We start from the raw sequence: 21,416 nt of genomic DNA on the forward strand, positions 1-21,416 counted from the left end.
ACGGCGCCAGGTGCTGACACGGTGCGTTGTGTCAGATGCGTGGCGGGGATGTTTCCGGAGTGATGGATGGGGGCCGTAGACTCTCGCGCGCGGGTCCTTCACCCGCGCCCCCATTTCGGGAGTCCCGCCTTGTTCGACAGATTGAAGCGTCGCAGCTTCTTGCAGGCCGTGGTCGCCGTCGCGGCAAGCACCTCATTCGGCTGTTCCGACGACAACGACACGCCGTCCAGTGACGGTTCGAAGTACTTCCCCCAGTCCATCTGCTCGGGAGATCCGCGTCCGGACAGCGTGGTGTTGTGGGTGCGCGCGGTGAACCCCGACAACGCGGGCGCGGATGCGACGGTGCGGTTGGAGGTGTCGACGAGCGAGACCTTCGGCAGCCTGTTCCTGGACCGGAGCTTCACGGCGCTGGCGGCCAATGACCATGCGCTGAAGGTGAAGGTGACGAACCTGTCGTCGCGCACGACGTACTACTACCGCTTCACCCTGGAGACGGGCGGGCAGAAGTACACGACGGCGACGGGGCGCACCCGCACGGCGCCGGCGGCCGGGGACGACGTGGCGGTGAAGTTCGCCTTCGCCAGCTGCCAGGACTACATCGGCCGTTACTACAACGCGTGGCAGCGGCTCTTGCAGCTCGACGAGGACCTGGACTTCGTCGTGTTCCTCGGTGACTACGTCTACGAGACGACGGGTGACCCGTCGTTCCAGTCGGGCGGCGACACCCGGGCGGTGTTGTTCAGCGAGCCGGAGAAGGCGCTGAAGGTGGGCACGGGGCTGACGGCGTTCTTCGCGGCCAACTCGCTGTCCAACTACCGCGACCTCTACAAGACGCTGCGCACGGACAAGGTCATCCAGAAGGTCCACGAGCGCTACCCGTTCATCGTCATCTGGGACGACCACGAGTTCTCCGACGACAGCTGGGGCGCCAACGCCACGTACCTGGATGGGCGCGCCCCGGAGCTGCAACTGGAGCGCAAGCAGAACTCGGAGCGGGCCTTCTTCGAGTACATCCCGCTGGACAACGGGAACTCGGCGGAGGGCGCCATGGACCCGGCGGCGGCGCCGGTGTACCCGAACACGCTCGTCTACCGTGACTTCGAGTTCGGCAAGGCGCTGAAGCTGGCGGTGGCCGACTACCGCACCTTCCGTCCGGACCACCTCATCCCCGAGGACGCGTACCCGGGTCGGGTGGCGGTGTCCGCGCAGGTGCTGGGCGCGGTGCTCCCGGGTCTGCCCGCGCCGGTGCAGGCGCTGCTCCAGTCGGAGACGTTCGCCTACGTGGACATCGACGCGGCGGAGAACGCCGTGCAGAAGGCGGTGCTGCAGGGCGCGTACGTGCAGCAGGCGATGGGCGCGGGCCTCACCCAGGCGGAGGCCACGGAGAAGGTCGGGGTCTGGGTGAAGGGCGGGCAGTCGCTCTTCTACGTCAACCAGGTGTTGGCGGCGGTGAACGCCGGGCGCGTGGCGGCGCAGCAGCCGGCGATTCCGCTGCTCTCCGCGGCGGGCGCGCCTCGGGGCCTGGCCTACGTGCACATGGGCAAGGCGGGCCTGTTCGGCATCCAGGGCTCGCGCTACATCGTGGTGAAGCCCATCTACGACTTGTTCGCGGCGCTCACCTACGCGGGCTCGCGGGGCGCCACGGAGGACGTGCTCGGTCAGGCGCAGCAGGCGTGGCTCCAGACGCAGCTGCAGGCGACCAACACCTGGAAGATTGTTGTCAGCTCCGTGTCGATGACGTCCATGGTGTTCGACCTGACGGCGAAGACGGACATCGGCGAGGCGACGCTGCGGCAGGCGTTCTACTTCAGCGTGGATCAGTGGGACGGCTTCCCCACGAAGAAGCAGGAGCTGCTGAAGTTCGTCCGGGACAACCAGGTGAAGAACGCGATGTTCATCTCCGGCGACATCCACGCGTCCTTCGCGTCGGAGGAGTCAGGGGTGCCCACGCTGACGGCGCCCGCGATTACCTCCGGCTCCATCAAGGAGCTGGCGGGCCTGGCCGTCATCGGCGCGGGCTACGCTCCGAACAGCCCCATCTACAAGTACGTCGTCACCGAGCTGAACGAGTCGCTGATGGCCTCCAACCCGGGCATGCGCTACGTGAATGGCGACGCGCACGGCTTCGTGGTGATGGAGCTGAAGGGCTCGCAGGCGCTCGCGTCCTACCACCTCATCCCGAGCTCCGAGGTGGCGAAGAACTACGCGTCGCGCGCGGACGGTGAGCTGGCGGCGAAGTTCACCCGCGTCGACTTCCGCATCGAGAACGGGACGATTACGAAGCTCTGATGCCGTGACACGCCCCCTCGCCACGCGAGGGGAGTGACGAGGGCCGCGCCGGGAGCATGGCTGATGCTCCGGTGGCGGCCCTTCGTGTTGCCGTCCTATCGTGCGCGGGCCATGAGTGCCTCCGACCTCCGCCTCGTTCCCGCCCGGCCCGAGCATGTGGACTACTGGATATCGCTCCGTGCGGAAGCCGCCGCGCGGCGCTACGTGGACACCGAGGAGGACTCGTCGGAGACGTTGGTGAAGCGCATCCTGGAGGCCAGCTCGCTGGAGGAGCCTCGGGCGAAGGGGTTTCGCTGGTTCGTGCGCTACGGGGACGCGTGGGTGGGCACGGTGTCCGCGCGGGACGTGTCGCGGGAGCATGGCCGGGCGCAGCTAGGCTACATGATGTCGGAGGCGTACCACGGGCGCGGGTTGGGCTCGCGGGCGGTGGGGATGATGCTGGAGCGCCTCTTCAGCCTGCCCTTCCTGCAGCGGGTGTGGCTGACGACGCTGTCGGAGAACCAGGGCTCCCAGGGCGTGGCGCGCAAGCTGGGCTTCACGATGGAGGGGACGATGCGCGGGCACTCCCTGCTGCGGGGGGAGCGCAAGGACCAGCAATATTGGGGATTGTTGCGCTCTGAGTGGGAGTCTCGACAGCGCGGGTGACGTGCGCTGGGAGCCGCGTGGGGACCGGGTTATAGAAGTGGCGTCATGCACGCCTACGCCGCTGAGTTGTCGCAGGAGCTGGGCCTCCGGCCCGAGCAGGTGGACCGCACCCTGGCGCTGAACGCCGAGGGGTCCACCGTTCCCTTCATCGCGCGCTATCGCAAGGAAGTCACAGGAGGCCTGGATGAAGTTCAAATCCAGACCATCCTCGACAAGGCCTCCGAGCGCACCGAGCTGGACTCGCGCCGCGACACGATTCTCCGCTCCGTCGAGGAGCAGGGGAAGCTGACGCCGGAGCTGGCGAAGGCGCTCAAGGCCGCGAAGACGCGCACCGAGCTGGAAGACCTGTACCTGCCGTACAAGCCCAAGCGCCGCACGCGCGCGGCGATTGCGCGAGAGCGCGGGCTGGAGCCCCTGGCGGACCTCCTGTGGAAGCAGGAGGGGAAGCGGGGCGAGGACGCGGACTCGAAGGTGCGTCCCTTCATCAACGCGGAGAAGGAAGTTCCAGATCTGGCGGCGGCGCTGGCGGGCGCGCGCGACATCTGCGCGGAGCGGGTGAGCGAGGACGCCGGCCTGCGCCGCTCGACGCGCGAGGTGTGCGCGAAGCGGGGCACGCTGCGCTCGGACGTGGTGCCCGCGAAGAAGAACGAGCCCACCAAGTTCGAGAACTACTACGGCCACGAGGAGCCCCTGTCCCAAGCCCCGTCGCACCGCGTGCTGGCGCTCTTGCGCGGTGAGGAGGAGGGCGTGTTGAAGGTGAAGCTCAACATGCCGGATGACGAGGTGAAGACGCTGCTCGGCGGGCGCGTGGTGACGAGGCCTCAGTCCCTCTTCGCCTCGGAGCTGCGCGCCGCGGTGGATGACAGCTGGGAGCGGCTGCTGGGGCCGTCGCTGGAGTCGGAGCTGCGCGCGGAGCTGAAGGAGCGCGCGGACAAGGGCGCCATCGGCGTCTTCGGGGAGAACCTGCGGCACCTGCTGCTCACGGCGCCCGCGGGGGCTCGCGCGGTGCTCGCGTTGGACCCGGGCCTGCGCACGGGCATCAAGCTGGCCATGCTGGACAACACGGGCAGCGTGGCGGAGACGGTGACGCTCTACTCGGAGCGCAGCGCCGACGAACGTGTCCGCGCGGCGAAGCTGTTGTCCGCCGTGGTGCAGAAGCACAAGCCGGAGCTCATTGCCGTAGGCAACGGGACGGGCAGCCGCGAGGCGGAGACCTTCGTGCGCGACACGCTCAAGGCCCTGGGCTCGCAGGTGCCGGTGGTGTCGGTGAGCGAGCAGGGCGCGTCCATCTACTCGGCGTCCGAGGTGGCCCGTGACGAGTTCCCTGACCTGGACGTCACCCTGCGCGGCGCGGTGTCCATCGGTCGGCGCTTGCAGGACCCGCTGGCGGAGCTGGTGAAGATCGACCCGAAGAGCATCGGCGTCGGGCAGTACCAGCACGACGTGGACCAGGGGCTCTTGAAGAAGAAGCTGGGCGAAGTCGTCGACTCGTGTGTGAACGCGGTGGGCGTGGATGTGAACACCGCGTCACCGCAGTTGCTGGAGCACGTGTCAGGCGTGGGGCCGTCGCTGGCGAAGAAGCTGGTGGCGCACAGGGCCTCGAAGGGGCGCTTCACCACGCGTCGCGAGCTGCTGAAGGTGAGCGGACTGGGGCCCAAGACGTTCGAGCAGGCGGCGGGCTTCCTGCGCGTGCGCGGGCCGGAGCCGCTGGACTCGAGCGCGGTGCACCCGGAGCGCTATGCGGTGGTGGAGCGCATGGCGAAGGACTTGGGCGTGGAGGTGGGCTCGCTCGTGGGGAACGCGACGCTGGTGCGCCAGATTGACCCCAAGCGCTACCTGGGCCCGGACCTGGGCGAGATGACGCTGAAGGACATCCTCGCGGAGCTGGAGAAGCCGAGCCGGGACCCTCGCGGCGACTTCTCCGCGCCGGTGATGCGCGATGACCTGCGCACGCTGGAGGACGTGAAGGAGGGCATGGTGCTCCAGGGCGTGGTGACGAACGTCACCGCGTTCGGCGCCTTCGTCGACGTGGGCGTGCACCAGGATGGCCTCGTGCACGTGTCGCAGATTTCGACGAAGTTCGTGAAGGACCCCTCCGAGGTGGTGAAGGTCGGCGACCGGCTGACGGTGCGCGTGCTCACCGTGGACTTGCAGCGCAAGCGATTGGCGCTGTCGGTGCGCGCGGTGCAGGAGGGCGGGGCGCCGCAGCCTTCGGGCCGACCCGCCGTGGGTGGCGCGTCGGGCGCGGGGCGGATGACGGACCGGGGCGGAGGCGGCGCACGCCCCTCGGGTCCGGCGGGTGGTGGCGGCAAGAGCGCTTCAGGCGGGCAGGGCGCGGGCTCCCAGTCCGGTGGACAGCGGCCGGGCTCGGGCGGTGGCGACAAGGACAAGAAGGGCCCGGAGCCGTTCAACAACCCGTTCAAGAACCTCAAGCGCTGAGCGCTGTCCGCGCGGCACACCCCGCCCGAACGGTGGCGGGGTGTGTGTCGCCGAACGGAGCCTGCGCTCGACTGTCGCGAGGTGCCGACAGCGCGGAGGCAGGCCGTATCACCGCGCTAGTATTTGCCCCAGCAAGAGGCCAGGGCCCCACTGAAGCCACGGGCGCGACAGTAGGCTTGAGCCTCGGGGGCGCAGTCCCAGTAGTCGATGCTCGACGCATCTCCGACGGGATACCAACGGCTGAGGTTGTCATCACAGTCCGCCATGCAAGTGGCGCGGGTGCTGTAGGTGGTGCACATCGCTGACGCGCTGACGGAGTTCTCGGTCTCCTCGGCGGCCTCCGGTGTTTCCCCTTCCATTCCACCGCACGCGGAAACAGCCAGGGTGAGCACTGCCAGGGTGAATCGCCTTGCGAGACGCATGGGCACTCCTGTCGGGCTACGAGAGAAGGCCGGCATGTGAGAGCGGTTGGAATGAAATCACAAGCCCTCCACGGGTATGGCGAGGGCGCGTGTCGCGCCTTGCGTCAATCGAGCGGGAACTCGCGCACTTCTTCAGCGAGCCGTTGGATTCGCGCGAGCCGCCGCGCGTAGCGGTCCGTGCCGTTGCGTGTGTCGAAGCGCGTGGCGATGTCCTTGGCCTGCTTGAGCATCCACGCGTGCAGCGCCTTCACGTCGTAGCCGCCGTCGGCGCGGTGCTCGGGGAACGCCTGGGTCAGCCGCAGGCTCACCACGTCCCGGTCTCCTGCGGCCTTGACGCGCTCCAGCAGGAACGTGGCCGCCACGAGGAAGACGAAGCGGTCGTTGAAGCTCCCGTGGTCCAGCGTCCACTCCAGGTGCTTCTCCAGCAGCGCCAGCCCCCGCGCCAGGTTCCCCGTCAGCGCGAGGAACTCGATGTGGTCACCCATCGTCGCCAGGAAGTCGCGGTTCTTCGACGTCAGGCTGTAGCCCCGGCGATGCATCTCCGCCGCCCGCTCCAGCTCGCCCAGCTTGAACAGCGGATACAGGAGCGTGCCCAGCGTCAGGTGCGGAATCTCCGCGCACCTCACCCGCCCGTCCAGGATGGGCTTCGCCTTGCGCAGCGCCTGCTCCCACTCGCCCTTCTCGACGTGGTGGTCCAGCTCGTCGTCCAGCTCGCACGCGCGGCAGTCCGTCAGGTGGTCCCGGGGCGCCGCGAGCCAGGCGGCCCACAGCCGGTCCACCTCCGCCGCGTCGTCGCCCATGTCCCGCGTCGTCTGGTAGCGCAGCTTCAGCGCCGAGCGCTTCCCGGCATCCACCTTGGTGAAGCACTGCTCGATGTCGTCCAGCGCGTCGGTGATTTGTTTGCGCGAGATGTGGGGGAACTCCTTGATGCGCCCCACCACCCACTTCTGCTTCCAGAGCAGGCCCTCCGGCTCGAAGCGCTCCGGGTCCTTCTTCTGCTGGCCCCGGCACCACGCGAAGGCCACCAGCGCCTTGTCCGGATAGCCCCCGAAGGTCGCCGCGTCGATGAGGTCGTCGCGGAGCTGATAGCCCAGGTCCACGTCGCCGTGGGAGTCGGCCATCCGCACCGCCTCTTCCAGGAGCTTCACCTTGCTCTCGCTCGACTTCTGCCGGCCCGCGCGGTCCCACAGCGCCTGGGCCTCCTCGCGCCAGTCCCCGGCCATCAGTGCAGCCCTCCCGAGCCCACGCCGCCGTCACCCTCGCCGCCGCCCGTGCCCCCCGTGCCGAGCTGCGCGGAGATGAGCCCCAGCAGCCCCTGGTTGAGCAGCGTCATCTCCTGCGCGTTCAGCGGGTGCTGACCCAGGAGCAGCGCCTGCACGTAGAGCATCTCCACCGACAGCTTCATCATGTTCCGGTCCGTCACCGCCGCCAGCCGCCGCACCACCGGGTTGTGCAGGTTGAAGCACAGCTGCGCCGGCTCGCCGCCCGCCGCCGCCATGACGCCCTCCAGCACGCTGGCGTAGAGGTCGTCGGACTCGTCGCGCGCGCGCTCGGCGTCACGTCGGAAGGAGCCCTCCTCGTCCGCGCTGTAGAGCGTGGGCACCTCCGCGGGGAAGAACTTCTTCACCACCACGCCGCAGTGGAACGGGGCCAGCACCTGCTCGGCCGTGCGCAACAGCGGGAAGACCGCGTCGCGCTCGTCCATCGACAGCTCCTCGAAGCTCTGCGGCAGGTCCGCCGCGGAGAAGGGCTCCACCTGCGCGCCCTCCACCACGTGCGGCAGCTTCTCCAACAGCGCCGCGTCGTGCGTGTACGCCGCGTTGATGATGCACAGCCCCTGCGCCCCCGCCACGCGCGCCACCTGACGAAACCCGTCCAGCGTCGCGGTGAAGCGCACCACCGGGTACGCGCGCCGGTAATCCGCCAGCGTCGTCACCCCCAGCGACGTCTCGAACGGCAGCCAACCGATGACGAGCCGGTAGAAGTCGTCGTCGTCCAGCGCCAGGGCCTTGATGCTCAAGCCGTGCAGGCCAATCAGCCGCTGCAAGGCGCGAGGGTCCTCGTGCGCCAGGTCCACCAGGTACTTGCGCAGCCCGTGGCCCAGCGCCTCGCGGGCCTGGGCGAGCGCGCCGTCCTCGTAGAAGGACTCGCGGCTGGCGGTGGGGCGCAGCGCGTTGGCGTTCACCACGCACTTCACGAAGAACGCCCACTCCGGCAGCAGGTTCTCCGCGCTCTCCGACAAGAGCATGTGTTTCAGGTACACGCGGTGCTTCTGCTTGGCGTTGAAGTGGGGCGACGCCGGCAGCACGAAGGCCACGCCGTCCACGTCTCCCGCCTGCGAGCGCAGCGGGATGCAGTCGATGAAGTCCGTCTCGAAGACCTCGCGCCCGTACTCCAGCATGGCCTTGCGTCGCTCACCGGCGCTCTCGTAGTCGCGGCGCCAGGGCGGACCATCCAGGTCCAGCCGCTCCTGCTCCGCGCCCACGGTGAGCTGGATGGGGAAGGGCAGTAGCCCGCCGTAGTGACGACCGAGCTGCCGCAGCCGCTCCGGGGCGAACCACTCCACCATGTCCGCGCGGGCCACGAGGAACACCTGGGTGCCCGGGCGCTCCAGCGGGTGCTCGGACACCTGCACGGCGTACGTGCCGTCGTGCCGGCCGCGCCACTCCAGCGTGCGTCCGTCTCCGCGCGCCGAGCGCGTCACCAGGAGCAGCTCGTCGCACACCATGAAGCAGGACAGGAGGCCGATGCCGAACTGGCCGATGAAGTCCTTGCGCCGGTCTTCCAGCGCCTCGCGCTTGGAGGACTCGCCGATGGTGGCCAGGAAGCGGTGGATTTCTTCTTCCGTCAGTCCGACGCCGTCATCGCTGAAGACGAGGGTGGGAGGCCCGCCGTCCTGTTTCTCCACCAGCTCCAGGCGGACGGTGCCTTTGTGTTCCGGTTCCAGGTGCTGCCGGGCGCGGATGGCGTCGGTGGCGTTCTGGAGCAGCTCTCGGAGGTAGACACCCGGGGAGCTGTAGAGGTGGTGGGACAGGAGGTCGATGACCCCGCGGAGGCTGACTTGGAATCGGTGGTCCACGGCTGTCCCGACGTTAGCCCACGGGATGGCCCGGGCGGGGAAGGAACCTCGTGGGGTTTTTCGAGATTGCGGCGCCTCGCCCGCCGGGGCATCTGTTGTCCTCGGGGCAGGCGATACACACAGGCCCTTGAATGGCCGCCCGGACAGTGCCAAGCGGCGGCTCGGCTGGGGCGTGCCGTGAGGGCACCCCGGCCTCACGTCGTGATTCTTTGAACCCGAGAGAGGACAACCAACCATGCGGAACGAGCTCGTGGCAGTCGCTGTGGGTGCGCTGTTGACGTTCGCGGCGGAGGCCCAGGCGCAGGACGCCGCCGCGCCGAAGAAGGCGGAGGCAACGAAGGCTCCGGCCGCGGCCAAGGGCAAGACGGAGGTGACGTGGTGGGGCCACGCGGCCTTCATCATCCGCACCCCGGGCGGCGCGGTGATTGCCATCGACCCGTGGCTCACCAACCCCAAGGCGCCCAAGGACGCCGCGCAGCCGGAGGCGCTGGACGCCATCCTCGTCACCCACGGCCACTTCGACCATGTCGGCGAGACGAAGGCGCTGGCGCAGAAGACGGGCGCGAAGGTGTTCGGCTCCTTCGAGCTGGTCAACCTGCTGGGTCTGCCGGAGGCGCAGGCGGTGGGCGCCAACGCGGGCGGGACGTTCCAGGTGAAGGACGCCACCATCCATCTGGTGGAGGCGGTGCACTCCAGCAGCTACCAGGCGGACCCCAAGGGCCCGTCGCAGTACGCGGGCGCGCCGCTCGGGTACGTGATTCAAGTCGAGAAGGGTCCCACCCTGTACCACGCGGGTGACACCGGGCCCTTCGCGGGCATGGAGGTCATCGCCACCCAGTTCAAGCCCACCGTGGCGATGCTGCCCATTGGCGGGCACTTCACCATGGGCCCCGCGGAGGCGGCGCAGGCGGCGCGGCTGTTGAAGGCGCAGACGATTGTCCCCATGCACTACGGCACCTTCCCGCTGCTGCAGGGCAACCCGGACGCGCTCAAGGGCGAGCTGAAGAAGCTGCGCGGCGCGGCGAAAGTCGTGGACCTGGAGCCCGGGAAGTCCACGGCGCTGTAGGTCGGGCCTACCGTCGGGGGCGGCACTCTTCCGGGGGCGTAGAAGTCCCGGTTCTGCCGCCGCTGACTCCGGGCGGTCAATCCTCCGTGGGGTGGGTGGAATCCCGGAGGCGGGTGGGTTACATCCGCCGGACCGTCATGGGGCGGGTCCGGGGGTGTTCCGGTGTTGGATTTCAGCAAGGCGGGGTGGCTCACTCCGCTCCTCAATGAAGCGGTGGCGGCCCATATGGGCACGCCTGCTTCGGAGGAGACTGCCTTGCACCTGGGCTCGGGTCGCGCTCGGGCCCGGGCGTACCTGCGGCGCACCCTTCGCGCCAGCGGGCTCTTGTACGGCACTCCGGCGGACCCTCCCGCGCCCCTGGATGCGGGGCCGGACACGGAGTTCCAGGCCCGGGCGATGGAGGAACAGCTCTTCCACGCGGTGCTGCGGACGCTGGCGATGTTGGCGCTGGAGCTGGCGCGGCACGTGGGGGCGCCGGCCGGGCCTCGGGGTGAGCAGCTCCTGGTGCTCTTCTCGGTGCTGTCCGGGGAGCTGGAGCTGGCGTCGACGCTGGCCGAGCAGCTCGCGGCGGGCAAGCCGGTGACGAGGCGGCAGGTGGCGAAGGTGGAGGTGGCGCTGCGCAAGCGCGAGCCCACGCTGGCCGGAGACCCGGTGTACGGGCTGGTGCTGCACAACGGCGCGCAGTACGCGGATGCGCAGTTGTTCTGCCGGCAGGCCATCGACTACTTCGCCAGCGGGCGGTTGTTGAAGGAGCAGGTGCGGCGGCGCTCGGACTTCGCGGCGAAGCAGAAGGCGCTGCTGGTGGACGTGCTGACGGGGCTGGCGTGTGTGGACCGGCAGCCGAGCACGCCCGCGCGGCGGGCCATCCTCAAGCAGGTGGAGGACTTGAAGCTGCCCGCGGCGATGGCGTCCGAGCTGAAGGCGGCGGTGAAGCAGTCCTTCGAGCGACGGCGCTCCGTGCGGGACGTGGTGCGCCAGGTGCGCAGCGTGGACATGCGGCACTTCCTGCTGGAGCAGACGCTGCTGGCGGCGCTGGTGGATGGGCGGCGGACGCGGCGCGAGCGGGCCTTCATCGACGAGCTGGCGGACGCGCTGCATGTGCCGAAGGAGGAGCTGCGGCGGCTGGAGCTGGAGATGGCGGAGTTCTACGCGCGCCACCGCTCCATCGTCGACGTGTTCACCGTGAGGGATGCGGCGAGCGCGATGGGCGACGACATGGTCGCCGGCATGCAGGAGACGCTGGAGAAGAACTTCTACCGGCTGATGCAGGAGGTCCGCGAGACGGGCGACCTGGCGGTGCTGGTGACGAAGCTGGCGCGGCGGCAGAAGCTCACGGAGGACGAGCGGCACCGGATGCGCGCGCAGCTCATCGACGTGGCCAAGGCGATTCCAGCGCTCGCCATCTTCGCGGCGCCTGGGGGATTTTTGCTCCTGGCCGCGCTCGCCAAGGTGTTGCCGTTCAGCCTGCTGCCCAGCTCGTTCCAGGACGAGGCGCCTGTGCCTCTCTCGGACGACGCGGAGGACTACGGGCCGGAGCGCGAGGCGGGGTAGGGACAGAGCAAGACGTGGGCCTCGCCTCCACGTCAGCCGCGCTCGTTCATCCCCGGCCTTTTCGGACAGAGAACGTCATCGTCGTCCTTGATGTACCCCAGCAGGAACTCCTCCAGGGTCCCCAGCGGAAACCGGGGATCGTCGCCACTCTTGGTGCCCAGGACGAGGGACACGTATCCCTTCCAAGGCCCTGACACCCACAGCGCGTACCACCACGACTCATGAAGGTAGTCGGCGAAGATGACCGACGCCTCCGTGGCGTTGCAGCCGTACCCGGCGTCCCGCAGCACATCGGCGGTCGCACGAAGCTCCCTGGGCAGCCAGAAACGAAACCCCAGGGAATCAGCATCCGTTGGAAGCCCGGCGGTGCGGAGGAACGCCTCGTATTCTTCCGGAAGGACGCCAGGAAGTGATCGCCAGGCGTCCACGAGTTCCTTCATCACAACTGGCTGGACGTCGAGGTACCGCTCCAGCCAGTGCTGCCGAACCTGTGTTGCGATATCCGTTATTTCGGCCATGGCTCATCAATCCGATTCATCAACTGCACCCAGTGCCTCCCGTCAGGCAGGGTGCCATAGTGAGCATCCACGTGGTGCGTTCACCGCTTGAGACCGGGTGACGCTCAGGATGCTCCAAGTGATGGTGGTTGGAGAGGAGGATGTCGTGATGGAACTGGCTTTCGTCGTCAAGCTCAAGGACGGCATCGACCTCTTGCTCCTTGCCGAGCCCGGCCTGGACAAGGGCGGCAACGTGACGTTCGACAAGGCTGGGAAACAAGCGACGTTTTCTTTGGCCAAATTCGCCGCCGAGCCCGAACGAGAGATTGACCTCGACTCTACCGAGTTGTCCGACGAGCAGCGTACGGCCTATGTGGCGTACTGGGCTCAGCGAGATCTTTCCTCAGGCGATGACAGCGAAGTCAAAAACTCCTGGCGCACGCGAAGCGGCATCCATTCCGGAATGATGCGGAGAGGCGAGGGGGTGGCTCCCTTCAGAAGGGAACCTATGCGTTGGGGCCACTCACGGACATGCTCCGTACTTGGCTGGAGCGCGATGTCACCGAGGATGTTGTCGGAGAGATTGGAATCTATGGTGGTGCAGTGTGGCTACGTTCGTCCGTTCCCGACAAGGATACGGGAGAGCCAATTCCATTCGCGGTCCATGCCGATTCGCGTGCCTGGGGTGTAGCCCTCTTCCTCGCGTTCGTGATCCGTTGTGGTGGCACAAACCATGTCCGTGCGAGGCGAAGCGCGGGCCAGACCATGCTCGTGTCGCGCGATGGAGCGCGGGAGTTTTACAGCGGTCGCTACTTTTACTTTTCGCAGTCCCACTGATGCTACCAGCCCTTGATCCCCGCGAACTGCCGGCCGAGGTGCAGAACCTGTCAACGTGAATGATGCAGCGGCGCACTGCACGGTGGCCAGCCGCCGTGTCCGTCGAGCATGAGCGGCCAGCAGGCGCACCGGCCGCTCCGCGAACGTGCGGCGGGAGAATTCCGGGTTTCGACAGCAGAAGCGCCGCAGACGCAGCTCGAGTTGCACGACGCGCCCTGCGGCGGGCAGATCTGACGGGCGTTGGACGTAGCTACCGTGCACTGCGGTACTGGGTGTCTGGCAGGAGGGGTATCGTGCTCCAGTGCCATCCATGCGCACCCCGAGGACGACTCCCGCCGCGCTACCATGGGCCACCCGGTCCACCGACACCTAGGAAGTGGGTACAGCGTTTCCATGCCCAGGATGTATTCGCCCCGCTGGTAGCTTGCCGCGTCTGTCTACTCCCCAGAAGGGAGCTACACGAAGTGCGGGAAAGCCCACGGAAGCGGGGGACTCTCACAGACCCCGGGGACGATACTCCACAGGCTTGTGACTCAGGGCATGTGATGCCATTGAGAACTCAACCATGCAGAAGCCATCTCGATACTTCAGGCTCAAGCCAGCAATGCAGAGCGGGAAATGGTCCCTGGACGAGCCGCTGGACGAACAAGGCCGCGAGCCGGAGGACTTCAGGGAATTTACGTCGGGACGACCCGTGCAGGTCTCTGGCCGCTTGGCGATCCCCATCGACGAGCCTGGAAGGTGGTTGGACTACAGCACGGCGGGCGCTGGCATGACTCCCGTTGTCCACGTCAGGGTGGCCACCCTCTTCGCGGAGTTGGCCCCCGATGACGTGCAACTGATACCCGTGGATGTCAAAGGTTGCCCGGATGAGTACCTGATTCTCGTGGCGACACGGCTTGTCCGGTGCATCGACGACGAGGCCTCGGAAGAGGTGCTGTATTGGAAGCCCGAGGATGAGCGGGCGGAGAAGCTCGGCCAATACCGAAGCGTCTATGGACTGCGGATTGACCGCTCGAAGGTGGGTGACGCCAAGGTGTTCCGCACCTGGGGATGGTCCGGAGTTCTCATCGTCTCGGAGGACATCAAGGCTGCCCTCGAGCGCGCGAAGGTCTCCGGAGCGGAGTTCGAGGAAGTCTGAACCCCGTCAGCCCTCACGAGCCTTGCGCCGGTACTCGCCTGGAGGCACTCCCATCTCCCGCCGAAAAGCCCGATTGAAGGCGAACTCGGACTCGTAACCCACGCGGCCCGCGATGGCCGCGAGCCCGTCCTGTCCCTCACGCAGCGCGTGCGCGGCCTCCTGCATCCGAAGCCGCGTGAGGTACTCATGAGGCGCCACGCCCACCTCGCTCGCGAAGCGCCGCGCGAGGGTCGCCCTGGAGGTCCCCGAGCGCCGCGCCAACTCGCCCACGGTCCAACTTCGCCCCGGCTCCGCGTGCATCCAGCCCAGGGCGCTGGCGAGCGTCCGGTCACCGAGCGCCCCCAACCAGCCCGCGCCGCCCGGCGGCTGCGCGTCCGCCCAGGCACGAAGCACCTGCACCAGGAGGATGTCGAGCAACCGGGAGATGATGACCGAGGCGCCCCTCTCTCCCCGCTCGTACTCCCGTTCGAGCAGCGACACCGTGGGCAACAGGGCGCGCGCGTCCTCGGAAGCACCGCGCAGGTGGACCCGCTCGGGAAGCAGCCGCAACACGGGATGCGCCCCCGGCTCGTCGAACGCGAAGAAGCCGCAGAGCACCCGCGACTCCACTCCGGACCCTCCCAGCACATACGAGGAAGCCCCTTCACCCCGTGTCGCCAGCCACTCCTCCACCTTCACCTTGGGGGTGCGGGGTGAGTCCGCCATGGCATGCCCGTCGCCGCGCGGCAGCAGCACGACATCTCCAGGTCCCAGCGCGACGGCGTCCCGGCCCTGCGTGAGGTGACAGGAACCCGCGATGACCATGTGCACGGTCGCCGTGGCCGTGGGAGCAAAGCGCAGTCCCCAGGGAGCCCGCGCCACGGTGCGGCAGTAGAGCTGCCCTCGCAGACGGGTTCGCTCGAGGATCTGCCCCAGCAGGTCGGAAGCATGCGAGAGGTCCATGCCCTCGACGCTAGCAGCGGGCTGTCCCCAGCGCTCGCGCCCTGAGCGTTTCAGACAAAAGGTTGAGCCATCCGCGAATGGCGTCTCAGAGGCCAGCACGTCACATTCCCAGACATGAACGACACCCGCGCTTCAGCTGGAGGCCTCATGAACCCGAACCCAACGCAGTTGCCCTGGAAGCTCACCTCCCCGACGGCCTTGTTCACCTTGCTGCTGGGCGCCTTCATGCTGTTCCTCAGCCTCCGGGCCGCGCTGGACCCGATAAGCGCGGCCAGGGGCTTTGGTCTGCCCGACTCCGGGAGCGAGGTCATCCCCTGGCTGTACGTCAAGGCGGGCAGGGACTTCGGCCTGGCACTGGCGATGTTCGCCCTGGTGGCCATCCGACAGCGACAGGCCGCGGGTGTCTTCGTCTTCGCCTGCATGGTGATGCCCACCGTGGACGCGCTGACCGTATTGCATGGCGGCGCCTCGCTCGCCTTCGCGCTCGCGGTCCATGGAAGCGCGGCGGCCTACGGCGCCTTGCTGGCCGCCGCGCTGCTGCGCCCCCAGAAGGTCACCTCGTGAATCAGAATCCAGCTGCGTGGTGACGACGCCCTGGCTTCGGACTCCGTGCCTGGCAGTGGGCTAGAAGTCGATGGTGCAGATGCACATCCCGTTGAAGCAGGTACCGGTGGCCCCCGACAGGCTGCATTGGTGCTGGCACAAGCTCCTGCTGCAGATGCCCGGCAGGGTCGGACCCGCGGACTCCGTCGACAACGGGCTGGCTCCCACGGTGAAGCCTCCACCCAGTCCCACCATCAGTGCAGTGCTCATCATGATTCGACGCATGTTGCCTCCCATGCGCGGACTGTTCCGCGCAGGAGGGCTACCGGCTCGGCCCTGTGCTCATTTCCAGCCATGTGCGGGCGTGCCGGGATGTTTGTCTTTTGATGTCATCCCCGGCGTTCGGGAATGGTTGTCGCGAGACGTCGGGAACGGCCGTTCACCTTGCCGTTGCCTGGGACACTCCGAGCGCCTGTTCGCTGGCCTGCCCTGAATCCGACGGTGAGGGTGCTGCCAGAAGCGCGGACGGGTCCCAGCTTTACCCGGCGGACCTGGGCCCTGGCGGTGGCCTGCCATGTCCGTGGGAGGCGGGTCGATGCGCGTTCATCAGCGTGATGTGGAGGTGGGCGTGGGCGGACGCCTGCTCTCGGGCCGGCTCGTCGTTCCCGAGCGAGCAGCCGGGCTCGTGCTCCTCGCGGGAGACGAGGAGGTGCCGCGCGCCGAGTCAGGCGGACTCCACGGCGTCCTGCATGCGGCCGGGCTGGCCACGCTGTGGCTGGACTTACGCACCGCCGACGAGGAGATGGCCGAGGACTGGACGGTGCGCGAGGGCTCTCATGTGGAACTCATCGCCCATCGGCTGGAGGTGGCTCGCGACTGGCTCCAGCGCGACGAGAACCTCTCGTTGCTCCCCGTGGGCTACCTCGGCACGGGACTGGGGTCGGCCGCCGTGCTCGTGGCCGCCGCGCACCAGCCCGGTGGCGTGCAGGCCGTGGTGACGCTGGGAGGCCGACCCGACAAGGCAGGAGCGCTCCTCGCCGACGTGCGGGTGCCCACGTTGCTCATCGGCGCGGGTGATGACGCGGACCGGGTGGCGCTGGTCCGGAGCGTGTTCGACAGACTTCCCGCCGAGACGCGCAAGGGACTTCAGCTCCTCGACGGTGCCTCGCGAGGCTTTCCTGAACCAGGGCCGCTCGCCGCCGCGTGGCGCCTGTCCACGGCGTGGTTCTCCGACTGCTTCCGTGCCGTCGCGGGCCCCGGAGTCCTGGAGTGGACGGGCGAGCAGGACGGCGCCGTGTGACGACGGGGACGTCCATCGCTCCATGAACCCGCTCCGGCGTCACGTCGAGTCGTTCATCCGACTGGAGCCCGCGCGCCCCGCGTTTGGAGCGGGGCTGCGCGCCGCGCTCGCGGTCGGCGTGCCCATGGTGGTCGCCGCGACGCAGCACCTGCCCGCCGCCACGTGGGTGGGCCTGGCGGCCCTCTTCGTCACGCTCGTGGACCGGGGCGGGCCCTATCGAGACAGGGCGCTCACCATGGGCGCCATGACGTTGCTGGGCGCGGTGATGGGGCTCGTCTCCGCGCTGCACCCGCCGTCATGGGCCGCCGTGCTGCTCACGTTCCTCTGGGTGACGGCCTGTGGTTTCGCGCGCTCGTATGGTGACACGCCGGGGTTGATGGGCGTGGTGCTCGCCAACTACACGGTGGTGTCGCTGGCGCTGCCCGCGCACGACTTCACGGCCGCGCTGTCCCGCTCCGGGTTGTTCATCCTGGGCGGCCTGTGGGCGATGATGCTGGCGCTGGTGTTGTGGCCGCTGCGGCCCTATCGCCCGGCGCGCTTCGCCATCGCCCGCTGTTATCGCGAGCTGGCGGACCGCGCGGAGGAGGTGGGGAAGTGGCCACTCGAAGGCCCCACCGCGCCGACCAACCTGGTGGAGGTCGTCGACTGGGAGTCGCGCGTCCGCCAGTCGCTGGAGGAGGCTCGCGGTGTGCTGGCGTCCACGCGTCGCGGGCGTGCTGGAGAGAGCGACCGGGGTGAGCACTTGCTGGTGCTGCTGGAGGGCGTGGACGCGGTGCTCGCGCTGCTGGTGGCGCTGCCGGAGACGCTGGAGTGGTCACCTCGCGAGGCGCGCTACCACTCCCTGCGCTCGGAGGTGCAGCGCGCTCTTTCGGAGCACGCCCGGGACTTGCGGCACATCGCGCGCGCCCTGGAGCAGGACAAGGAGGCGCCGGAGCCCTCGACCTGGAATGCCGAGCGTGTGCGACGCGCCCTGGCGGCGCAGGTGACCGAGGGCGGTCTTCCTGACTCTGCTCGCGCGGCGTACTCGCATGCGGAGGCCTTGCTGGTCCGGTTGCGCGAGTACACCGAGGCCCTGCTGGAAGTGGCCAACCATCTGGAGGACGGTCGCCCCGTCGAGTCGGACCTGCCCATGGGGCCACATCCCGACTCGCAGCGGAGCCGTCCGTTGCTGGAGCCGCTGCGCGACAACCTGGGCCTCGACTCCGTCATCTTCCGCCATGCGATGCGACTGGGCGTCACCGCCGCGATTGCCACCGCGCTCGTCCGGGGACTGGGGTTGGATCATGGCTATTGGGTCATCATCACCGTCATCGTCGTGCTCCAGCCCTACTCGGGGATGACGTTCCAGCGCGGGTTGCAGCGCGCCGGTGGGACACTGCTGGGGAGCGCGCTGGCGGCGGGGCTCGTGGCGCTGGTCCGGGACCCGGCCGTGTTGCTGGTGGCCATCATGCTGTTCTTCGCGGTGGCCATCGCCGTGAAGCCGCTGAGCCTCTCGTTCTTCCAGGTGCTGCTCGCGCCCGCGCTGGTCCTGCTGGCCGAGATTCAAACAGGTGACTGGGAGCTGGCGGGGGTGCGCATCGCCAATACGATGATTGGCGGTGCCATCGCGCTCGTGGGGGCGCGGCTGCTGTGGCCCAGTCCCGAGCACGTGCGCTTTCCGGAGGAGGTGGCCAATGCGCTGCGCGCCGACCGGGAGTACCTGCTGAGCGTGGCCTCGGCGAGCTCGGATGCGGAGCCGGAGGTGCGCGAGGCTCGGCGCAAGCTGGGCTTGCAGTTGCTGTCCGCCGAGGCGTCGTTCCAGCGACTGCTCACCGAATACCGGGGGGCATCGCGGCAGCTCGAACCGGCGATGGCGCTGCTCACGTATGCGCGCCGCTTTGGCGCCGCCGTGACAGCGCTGGCCGCGAGCCGCCAGTGGCATGGCCGACAGGATTTGGCCCCTGTCGCGAGCTTCGCGGGGAACGTGCTGGAGGACCTGGCGCTCGCGGTGGAGCACCGCCGCGAGCCATCCCCGCTACCCAAGACGGTGACGACACTTCAGGGGGACACGGATGTGTTGTCGCGCACCCAGCTGGACCGGCTGGTGCGCCAGCTCATTGTGCTCCATCACGCCACGGTGCGCGCGGCGCCTCAGTTGTCTCCGTGACTCGGCGCCATCGGTGCGAAGTGTGCTGCTCAGGTGCGCTCGATGCGCGCCGACCCTTGATGAGTGGCTTCGCCGAGGCCGCGAGCGACGGACCTCCCTGCTCATGCGCATGAAGGGAGTCGGTGCCGCTGGCGAGCCAGGTGAGTCCCTGCTCGCACGGCTCAGGCGTGCCAGCCCCTGACGAATCGCTTCGCCAGGGCCGGCACGCGAAGGGCTGCTCTGCTCGCGGCTCAGGTGCGCTCGATGCGCATCAGCAGCCGGCGGAGGTCCTCGTTGACGCTGGCGAGCTGGGTGACGCCCTGCTCGTCCTGGAGTTGCTTGCGCAGCGTGGGCAGCGCCGTGTCACGGACCTTCTTCGCCGCGTCCTGCGAGCCGTCCAGCAGCCACCCCGTCGCGAGGATGAAGGCCAGCCGCACCTCCGTGTCGCGCTCTCCCAGCTTCGCGGCGAGCGCCGGCACATGCTCACCCGTGCCCGTGCGGCCCACTTCCAGCGCCGCCCGCTCCAGCATCGGCTTGCTCGCCTTGTCCATGCGCTTCACCCAGCAGCCCGCGTCGCCCGAGCACGCCTGGCCCGCCTCCAGCAGCGCCGCGTGTCCCGTCACCGTGTCCGCGCGCTTCTTGCCCAGCGCCGCCGCGTCGTCGCAGCCTTCCTCGCCCGTCGCCTTGCAGTCCGCCGCCGTGCGCGCCGGCTCGGCCGCGGCAATCTTCTGGAGCAGCGGCTGCTCGCGCGCATCCCCCAGCATGGCCAGGCCCTTCACCGCGATTTCGCGCGAGTACCAGTCCCCCGTGCCCGCCGCCTTCTCCAGCGCGGGCAGCGCGTCGCGTCCACCCAGGCGCACCAGCGCGCGCACGTACGCGTCACGCACCGTCGGGTCCGTCTCCAGCACCAGCGTGGTCAGCGGCTTCACCGCCTCCGGCGCCCGCAGTCGCCCCAGCGCGTCCGCCGCCTGCATCCGCACCAGCGACTGAATCTGCACGTCCGAGTGCGAGAACGTCAGCAGCTTGAGCAGCGGCTCCACCGCGCGCTTCTCGCGCAAGTCACCCAGCACCGTCGCCGCCTTCATCGGATAGCTGGCCGGGTTGACGCCGTTCGTCTTCGCCCACGCGAGCAGCTCCGAGTCCCGCCCCTCCAGCGCCGGCAGCAGCGCATCCGCCGCGGGCTGGCCCAACTGGTACAGCGCGAAGCTGCTCTCCACGTAGAAGGACTTGCCCTTGCGCTCCTTCGTCAGCATCCGGATGAGCGCGGGCGCCGCGCGGCCGTCACCGATGTGGCCCAGCGCCTCGATGGCCTTCTTGTTGAGGAAGGGCTCCACGCCCTCGTCCGTGGCCAGCGCGATGAGCGGCTCCACCGCCTCCTTCGCCTTCATCGCTCCCAGCACCTGGATGGCTTCGATGCGCGCATACGTGTCCTTCGCGCGCAGCAGCGGCACCAGCGCGGGGACCGCGCGGACGTCGCCAATCGCGCCCAGCGCCGTCACCATCGCCTTGTTGGCCAGCTGCGCGGACATGTCTCCCGCCGCCGGGTCGATGGCCGCGGACAGCGCCTCCACCGACGAGGCGTGGTGCACGTCACCAATCGCCCGGGCCAGCGCCGCCTTCACCTCCGGCTTGCGCTCCTGCGAGAGCGACTCGTGCAGCATGGGCAGGAAGGCCTCGCTCACCTTCGTCTTCGTGCGCATCGCCTCGATGAGCCGGACCCGGTCCTCCGCGCGCCGCGTCTGCTGCAGCGTCCCCTGCCAGTACTCGGGCGTGTTGGGGTCCGACTTGCACCCTGTGAGACAGAGGATTGCTGCGGCAACACACCACGCTGCGATGGGGCGGCTCATGCAGGCTCCTGGACATGTCTGCGGGGTTGTCCTGTCCTTCGTCGTAGACCTCCTGTCACGAAGGAAGCAAATCACCCGCGTGACCTGGGGTACGCTGGTCAACGACATGTCCGACGACACTCACAATGCGTCGCGCCCGGGCTACACCCGCCGGACGTACCTGCTCGACCGGGAGTTCCAGCTCAAGTACATCCTTCTACTGGCCGGCATGGGCGCGGGCAGCATGGGGGTGTTCGGCGTGCTGGCCTACCGACTCCACGTCTCCTCCGTGAGCGCGGGCGTGGACGGCGGGGAGTCGCTCCTATGGCTCACCGCGTTGGGCTCCGTGGGGATGGGCGTGCTGCTGGGCCTGTTCGGCCTGCTGTTCACCCACCGCGTCGCCGGCCCCGTGCATGTCATGAGTCTCTATGTCGCGGCGCTGGCCGCCGGGCGCTATCCCCGGCTGCGCCCGCTGCGGAAGAAGGATGAGCTCAAGCGCTTCTTCGACCGGTTCAGCGAGGCGGTGGACCGCATCCGCCAGCGCGAGGCCGACGAGGCATACGCCCTGGAGGTGGCGCTGGCCGCGCTCAAGCCCGTGGCCACCACCCCCGAGGCCCGCGAGGCGCTGGAGACGCTGAACCAGCTGCACACGCGCAAACGTCAAGCAGTGGACAATCCCACCGGGGGCACCTTCAAGTCCGTGGCTTGAAGCGT

At 68.7% G+C, this 21,416-nt stretch carries 19 protein-coding genes; 11 read left to right on the forward strand and 8 right to left on the reverse strand.

The window, feature by feature from the left end; all coding sequences use genetic code 11:
• The first annotated feature begins 129 nt into the window (after nucleotides 1-129).
• From ACN469_RS02955 to ACN469_RS02965, 3 genes are all read left to right on the forward strand, one after another.
• The gene (locus ACN469_RS02955; RefSeq protein WP_498763934.1) at nucleotides 130-2,289 is read left to right on the forward strand and encodes an alkaline phosphatase D family protein; all 2,160 of its coding nucleotides are present in this window, start codon (nucleotides 130-132) and stop codon (nucleotides 2,287-2,289) included.
• Nucleotides 2,290-2,400: 111 nt separating this feature from the next.
• Nucleotides 2,401-2,934 (forward strand): GNAT family N-acetyltransferase, encoded by a 534-nt coding sequence (locus ACN469_RS02960; protein WP_498763936.1) that lies wholly within the window; start codon nucleotides 2,401-2,403, stop codon nucleotides 2,932-2,934.
• A gap of 45 nt (nucleotides 2,935-2,979) precedes the next feature.
• A complete protein-coding gene (locus ACN469_RS02965; protein ID WP_498763938.1) occupies nucleotides 2,980-5,373 on the forward strand; it encodes a Tex family protein in 2,394 nt (797 codons plus the stop codon).
• Between the two features lie 116 nt (nucleotides 5,374-5,489).
• Here ACN469_RS02965 and ACN469_RS02970 read toward each other — a convergent pair whose 3' ends face one another.
• From ACN469_RS02970 to ACN469_RS02980, 3 genes are all read right to left on the reverse strand, one after another.
• Nucleotides 5,490-5,795 carry a hypothetical protein gene (locus tag ACN469_RS02970; RefSeq protein ID WP_498763940.1) on the reverse strand — a complete coding sequence of 102 codons (306 nt, stop codon included), beginning with the start codon at nucleotides 5,793-5,795 and terminating at the stop codon, nucleotides 5,490-5,492.
• A gap of 104 nt (nucleotides 5,796-5,899) precedes the next feature.
• Entirely contained in the window at nucleotides 5,900-7,018 is a 1,119-nt protein-coding gene (locus ACN469_RS02975) for a hypothetical protein (protein WP_498763942.1), read from the reverse strand.
• Nucleotides 7,018-8,874 carry an HSP90 family protein gene (locus ACN469_RS02980; RefSeq protein WP_498763944.1) on the reverse strand — a complete coding sequence of 619 codons (1,857 nt, stop codon included), beginning with the start codon at nucleotides 8,872-8,874 and terminating at the stop codon, nucleotides 7,018-7,020. Before ACN469_RS02980 ends, ACN469_RS02975 begins: the two co-directional genes overlap by 1 nt.
• 235 nt (nucleotides 8,875-9,109) lie before the next feature.
• Between ACN469_RS02980 and ACN469_RS02985 the strand changes: the two genes are divergently transcribed.
• Nucleotides 9,110-9,940 (forward strand): metal-dependent hydrolase, encoded by an 831-nt coding sequence (locus tag ACN469_RS02985; protein ID WP_498763946.1) that lies wholly within the window; start codon nucleotides 9,110-9,112, stop codon nucleotides 9,938-9,940.
• Between the two features lie 255 nt (nucleotides 9,941-10,195).
• Nucleotides 10,196-11,491 (forward strand): TerB family tellurite resistance protein, encoded by a 1,296-nt coding sequence (locus ACN469_RS02990; RefSeq protein ID WP_498763948.1) that lies wholly within the window; start codon nucleotides 10,196-10,198, stop codon nucleotides 11,489-11,491.
• Nucleotides 11,492-11,523: 32 nt separating this feature from the next.
• Here the strand turns inward: ACN469_RS02990 and ACN469_RS02995 are convergent, their stop codons facing one another.
• Entirely contained in the window at nucleotides 11,524-12,009 is a 486-nt protein-coding gene (locus tag ACN469_RS02995) for a hypothetical protein (RefSeq protein WP_498763950.1), read from the reverse strand.
• A gap of 148 nt (nucleotides 12,010-12,157) precedes the next feature.
• On the opposite strand from ACN469_RS02995, the gene ACN469_RS03000 reads away from it, so the two are divergent.
• Nucleotides 12,158-12,679 carry a hypothetical protein gene (locus tag ACN469_RS03000; protein WP_498764295.1) on the forward strand — a complete coding sequence of 174 codons (522 nt, stop codon included), beginning with the start codon at nucleotides 12,158-12,160 and terminating at the stop codon, nucleotides 12,677-12,679.
• Here ACN469_RS03000 and ACN469_RS03005 read toward each other — a convergent pair.
• Nucleotides 12,598-13,137 (reverse strand): transposase family protein, encoded by a 540-nt coding sequence (locus ACN469_RS03005; protein ID WP_498764285.1) that lies wholly within the window; start codon nucleotides 13,135-13,137, stop codon nucleotides 12,598-12,600. The genes ACN469_RS03000 and ACN469_RS03005 overlap by 82 nt on opposite strands.
• A gap of 253 nt (nucleotides 13,138-13,390) precedes the next feature.
• Between ACN469_RS03005 and ACN469_RS03010 the strand changes: the two genes are divergently transcribed.
• The gene (locus ACN469_RS03010) at nucleotides 13,391-13,966 is read left to right on the forward strand and encodes an imm11 family protein (RefSeq protein WP_498763952.1); all 576 of its coding nucleotides are present in this window, start codon (nucleotides 13,391-13,393) and stop codon (nucleotides 13,964-13,966) included.
• Between the two features lie 6 nt (nucleotides 13,967-13,972).
• On the opposite strand, the gene ACN469_RS03015 is transcribed toward ACN469_RS03010, so the two are convergent.
• Nucleotides 13,973-14,908 carry an AraC family transcriptional regulator gene (locus ACN469_RS03015; RefSeq protein WP_498763954.1) on the reverse strand — a complete coding sequence of 312 codons (936 nt, stop codon included), beginning with the start codon at nucleotides 14,906-14,908 and terminating at the stop codon, nucleotides 13,973-13,975.
• Nucleotides 14,909-15,055: 147 nt separating this feature from the next.
• Here ACN469_RS03015 and ACN469_RS03020 point away from each other — a divergent pair, with 147 nt between their 5' ends.
• Nucleotides 15,056-15,472, forward strand: coding sequence for a DUF4267 domain-containing protein (locus ACN469_RS03020; RefSeq protein ID WP_498763956.1), 417 nt, complete (start codon nucleotides 15,056-15,058; stop codon nucleotides 15,470-15,472).
• A 60-nt stretch (nucleotides 15,473-15,532) separates the two neighbouring features.
• Here ACN469_RS03020 and ACN469_RS03025 read toward each other — a convergent pair whose 3' ends face one another.
• A complete protein-coding gene (locus ACN469_RS03025; RefSeq protein ID WP_498763958.1) occupies nucleotides 15,533-15,736 on the reverse strand; it encodes a hypothetical protein in 204 nt (67 codons plus the stop codon).
• Between the two features lie 310 nt (nucleotides 15,737-16,046).
• On the opposite strand from ACN469_RS03025, the gene ACN469_RS03030 reads away from it, so the two are divergent.
• A complete protein-coding gene (locus tag ACN469_RS03030; protein ID WP_498763959.1) occupies nucleotides 16,047-16,751 on the forward strand; it encodes a dienelactone hydrolase family protein in 705 nt (234 codons plus the stop codon).
• Between the two features lie 22 nt (nucleotides 16,752-16,773).
• Nucleotides 16,774-18,897, forward strand: coding sequence for an FUSC family protein (locus ACN469_RS03035; protein WP_498763961.1), 2,124 nt, complete (start codon nucleotides 16,774-16,776; stop codon nucleotides 18,895-18,897).
• 230 nt (nucleotides 18,898-19,127) lie between these two features.
• Here the strand turns inward: ACN469_RS03035 and ACN469_RS03040 are convergent, their stop codons facing one another.
• Complete coding sequence (locus tag ACN469_RS03040; protein ID WP_498763963.1) at nucleotides 19,128-20,723, reverse strand: HEAT repeat domain-containing protein; 1,596 nt, start codon at nucleotides 20,721-20,723, stop codon at nucleotides 19,128-19,130.
• 106 nt (nucleotides 20,724-20,829) lie between these two features.
• On the opposite strand from ACN469_RS03040, the gene ACN469_RS03045 reads away from it, so the two are divergent.
• Nucleotides 20,830-21,411 (forward strand): signal protein, encoded by a 582-nt coding sequence (locus ACN469_RS03045; protein ID WP_498763965.1) that lies wholly within the window; start codon nucleotides 20,830-20,832, stop codon nucleotides 21,409-21,411.
• Nucleotides 21,412-21,416: the final 5 nt, after the last annotated feature.

The sequence above is a fragment of the Corallococcus terminator genome (assembly GCF_049194865.1).
GTDB lineage: Bacteria > Myxococcota > Myxococcia > Myxococcales > Myxococcaceae > Myxococcus > Myxococcus terminator_A.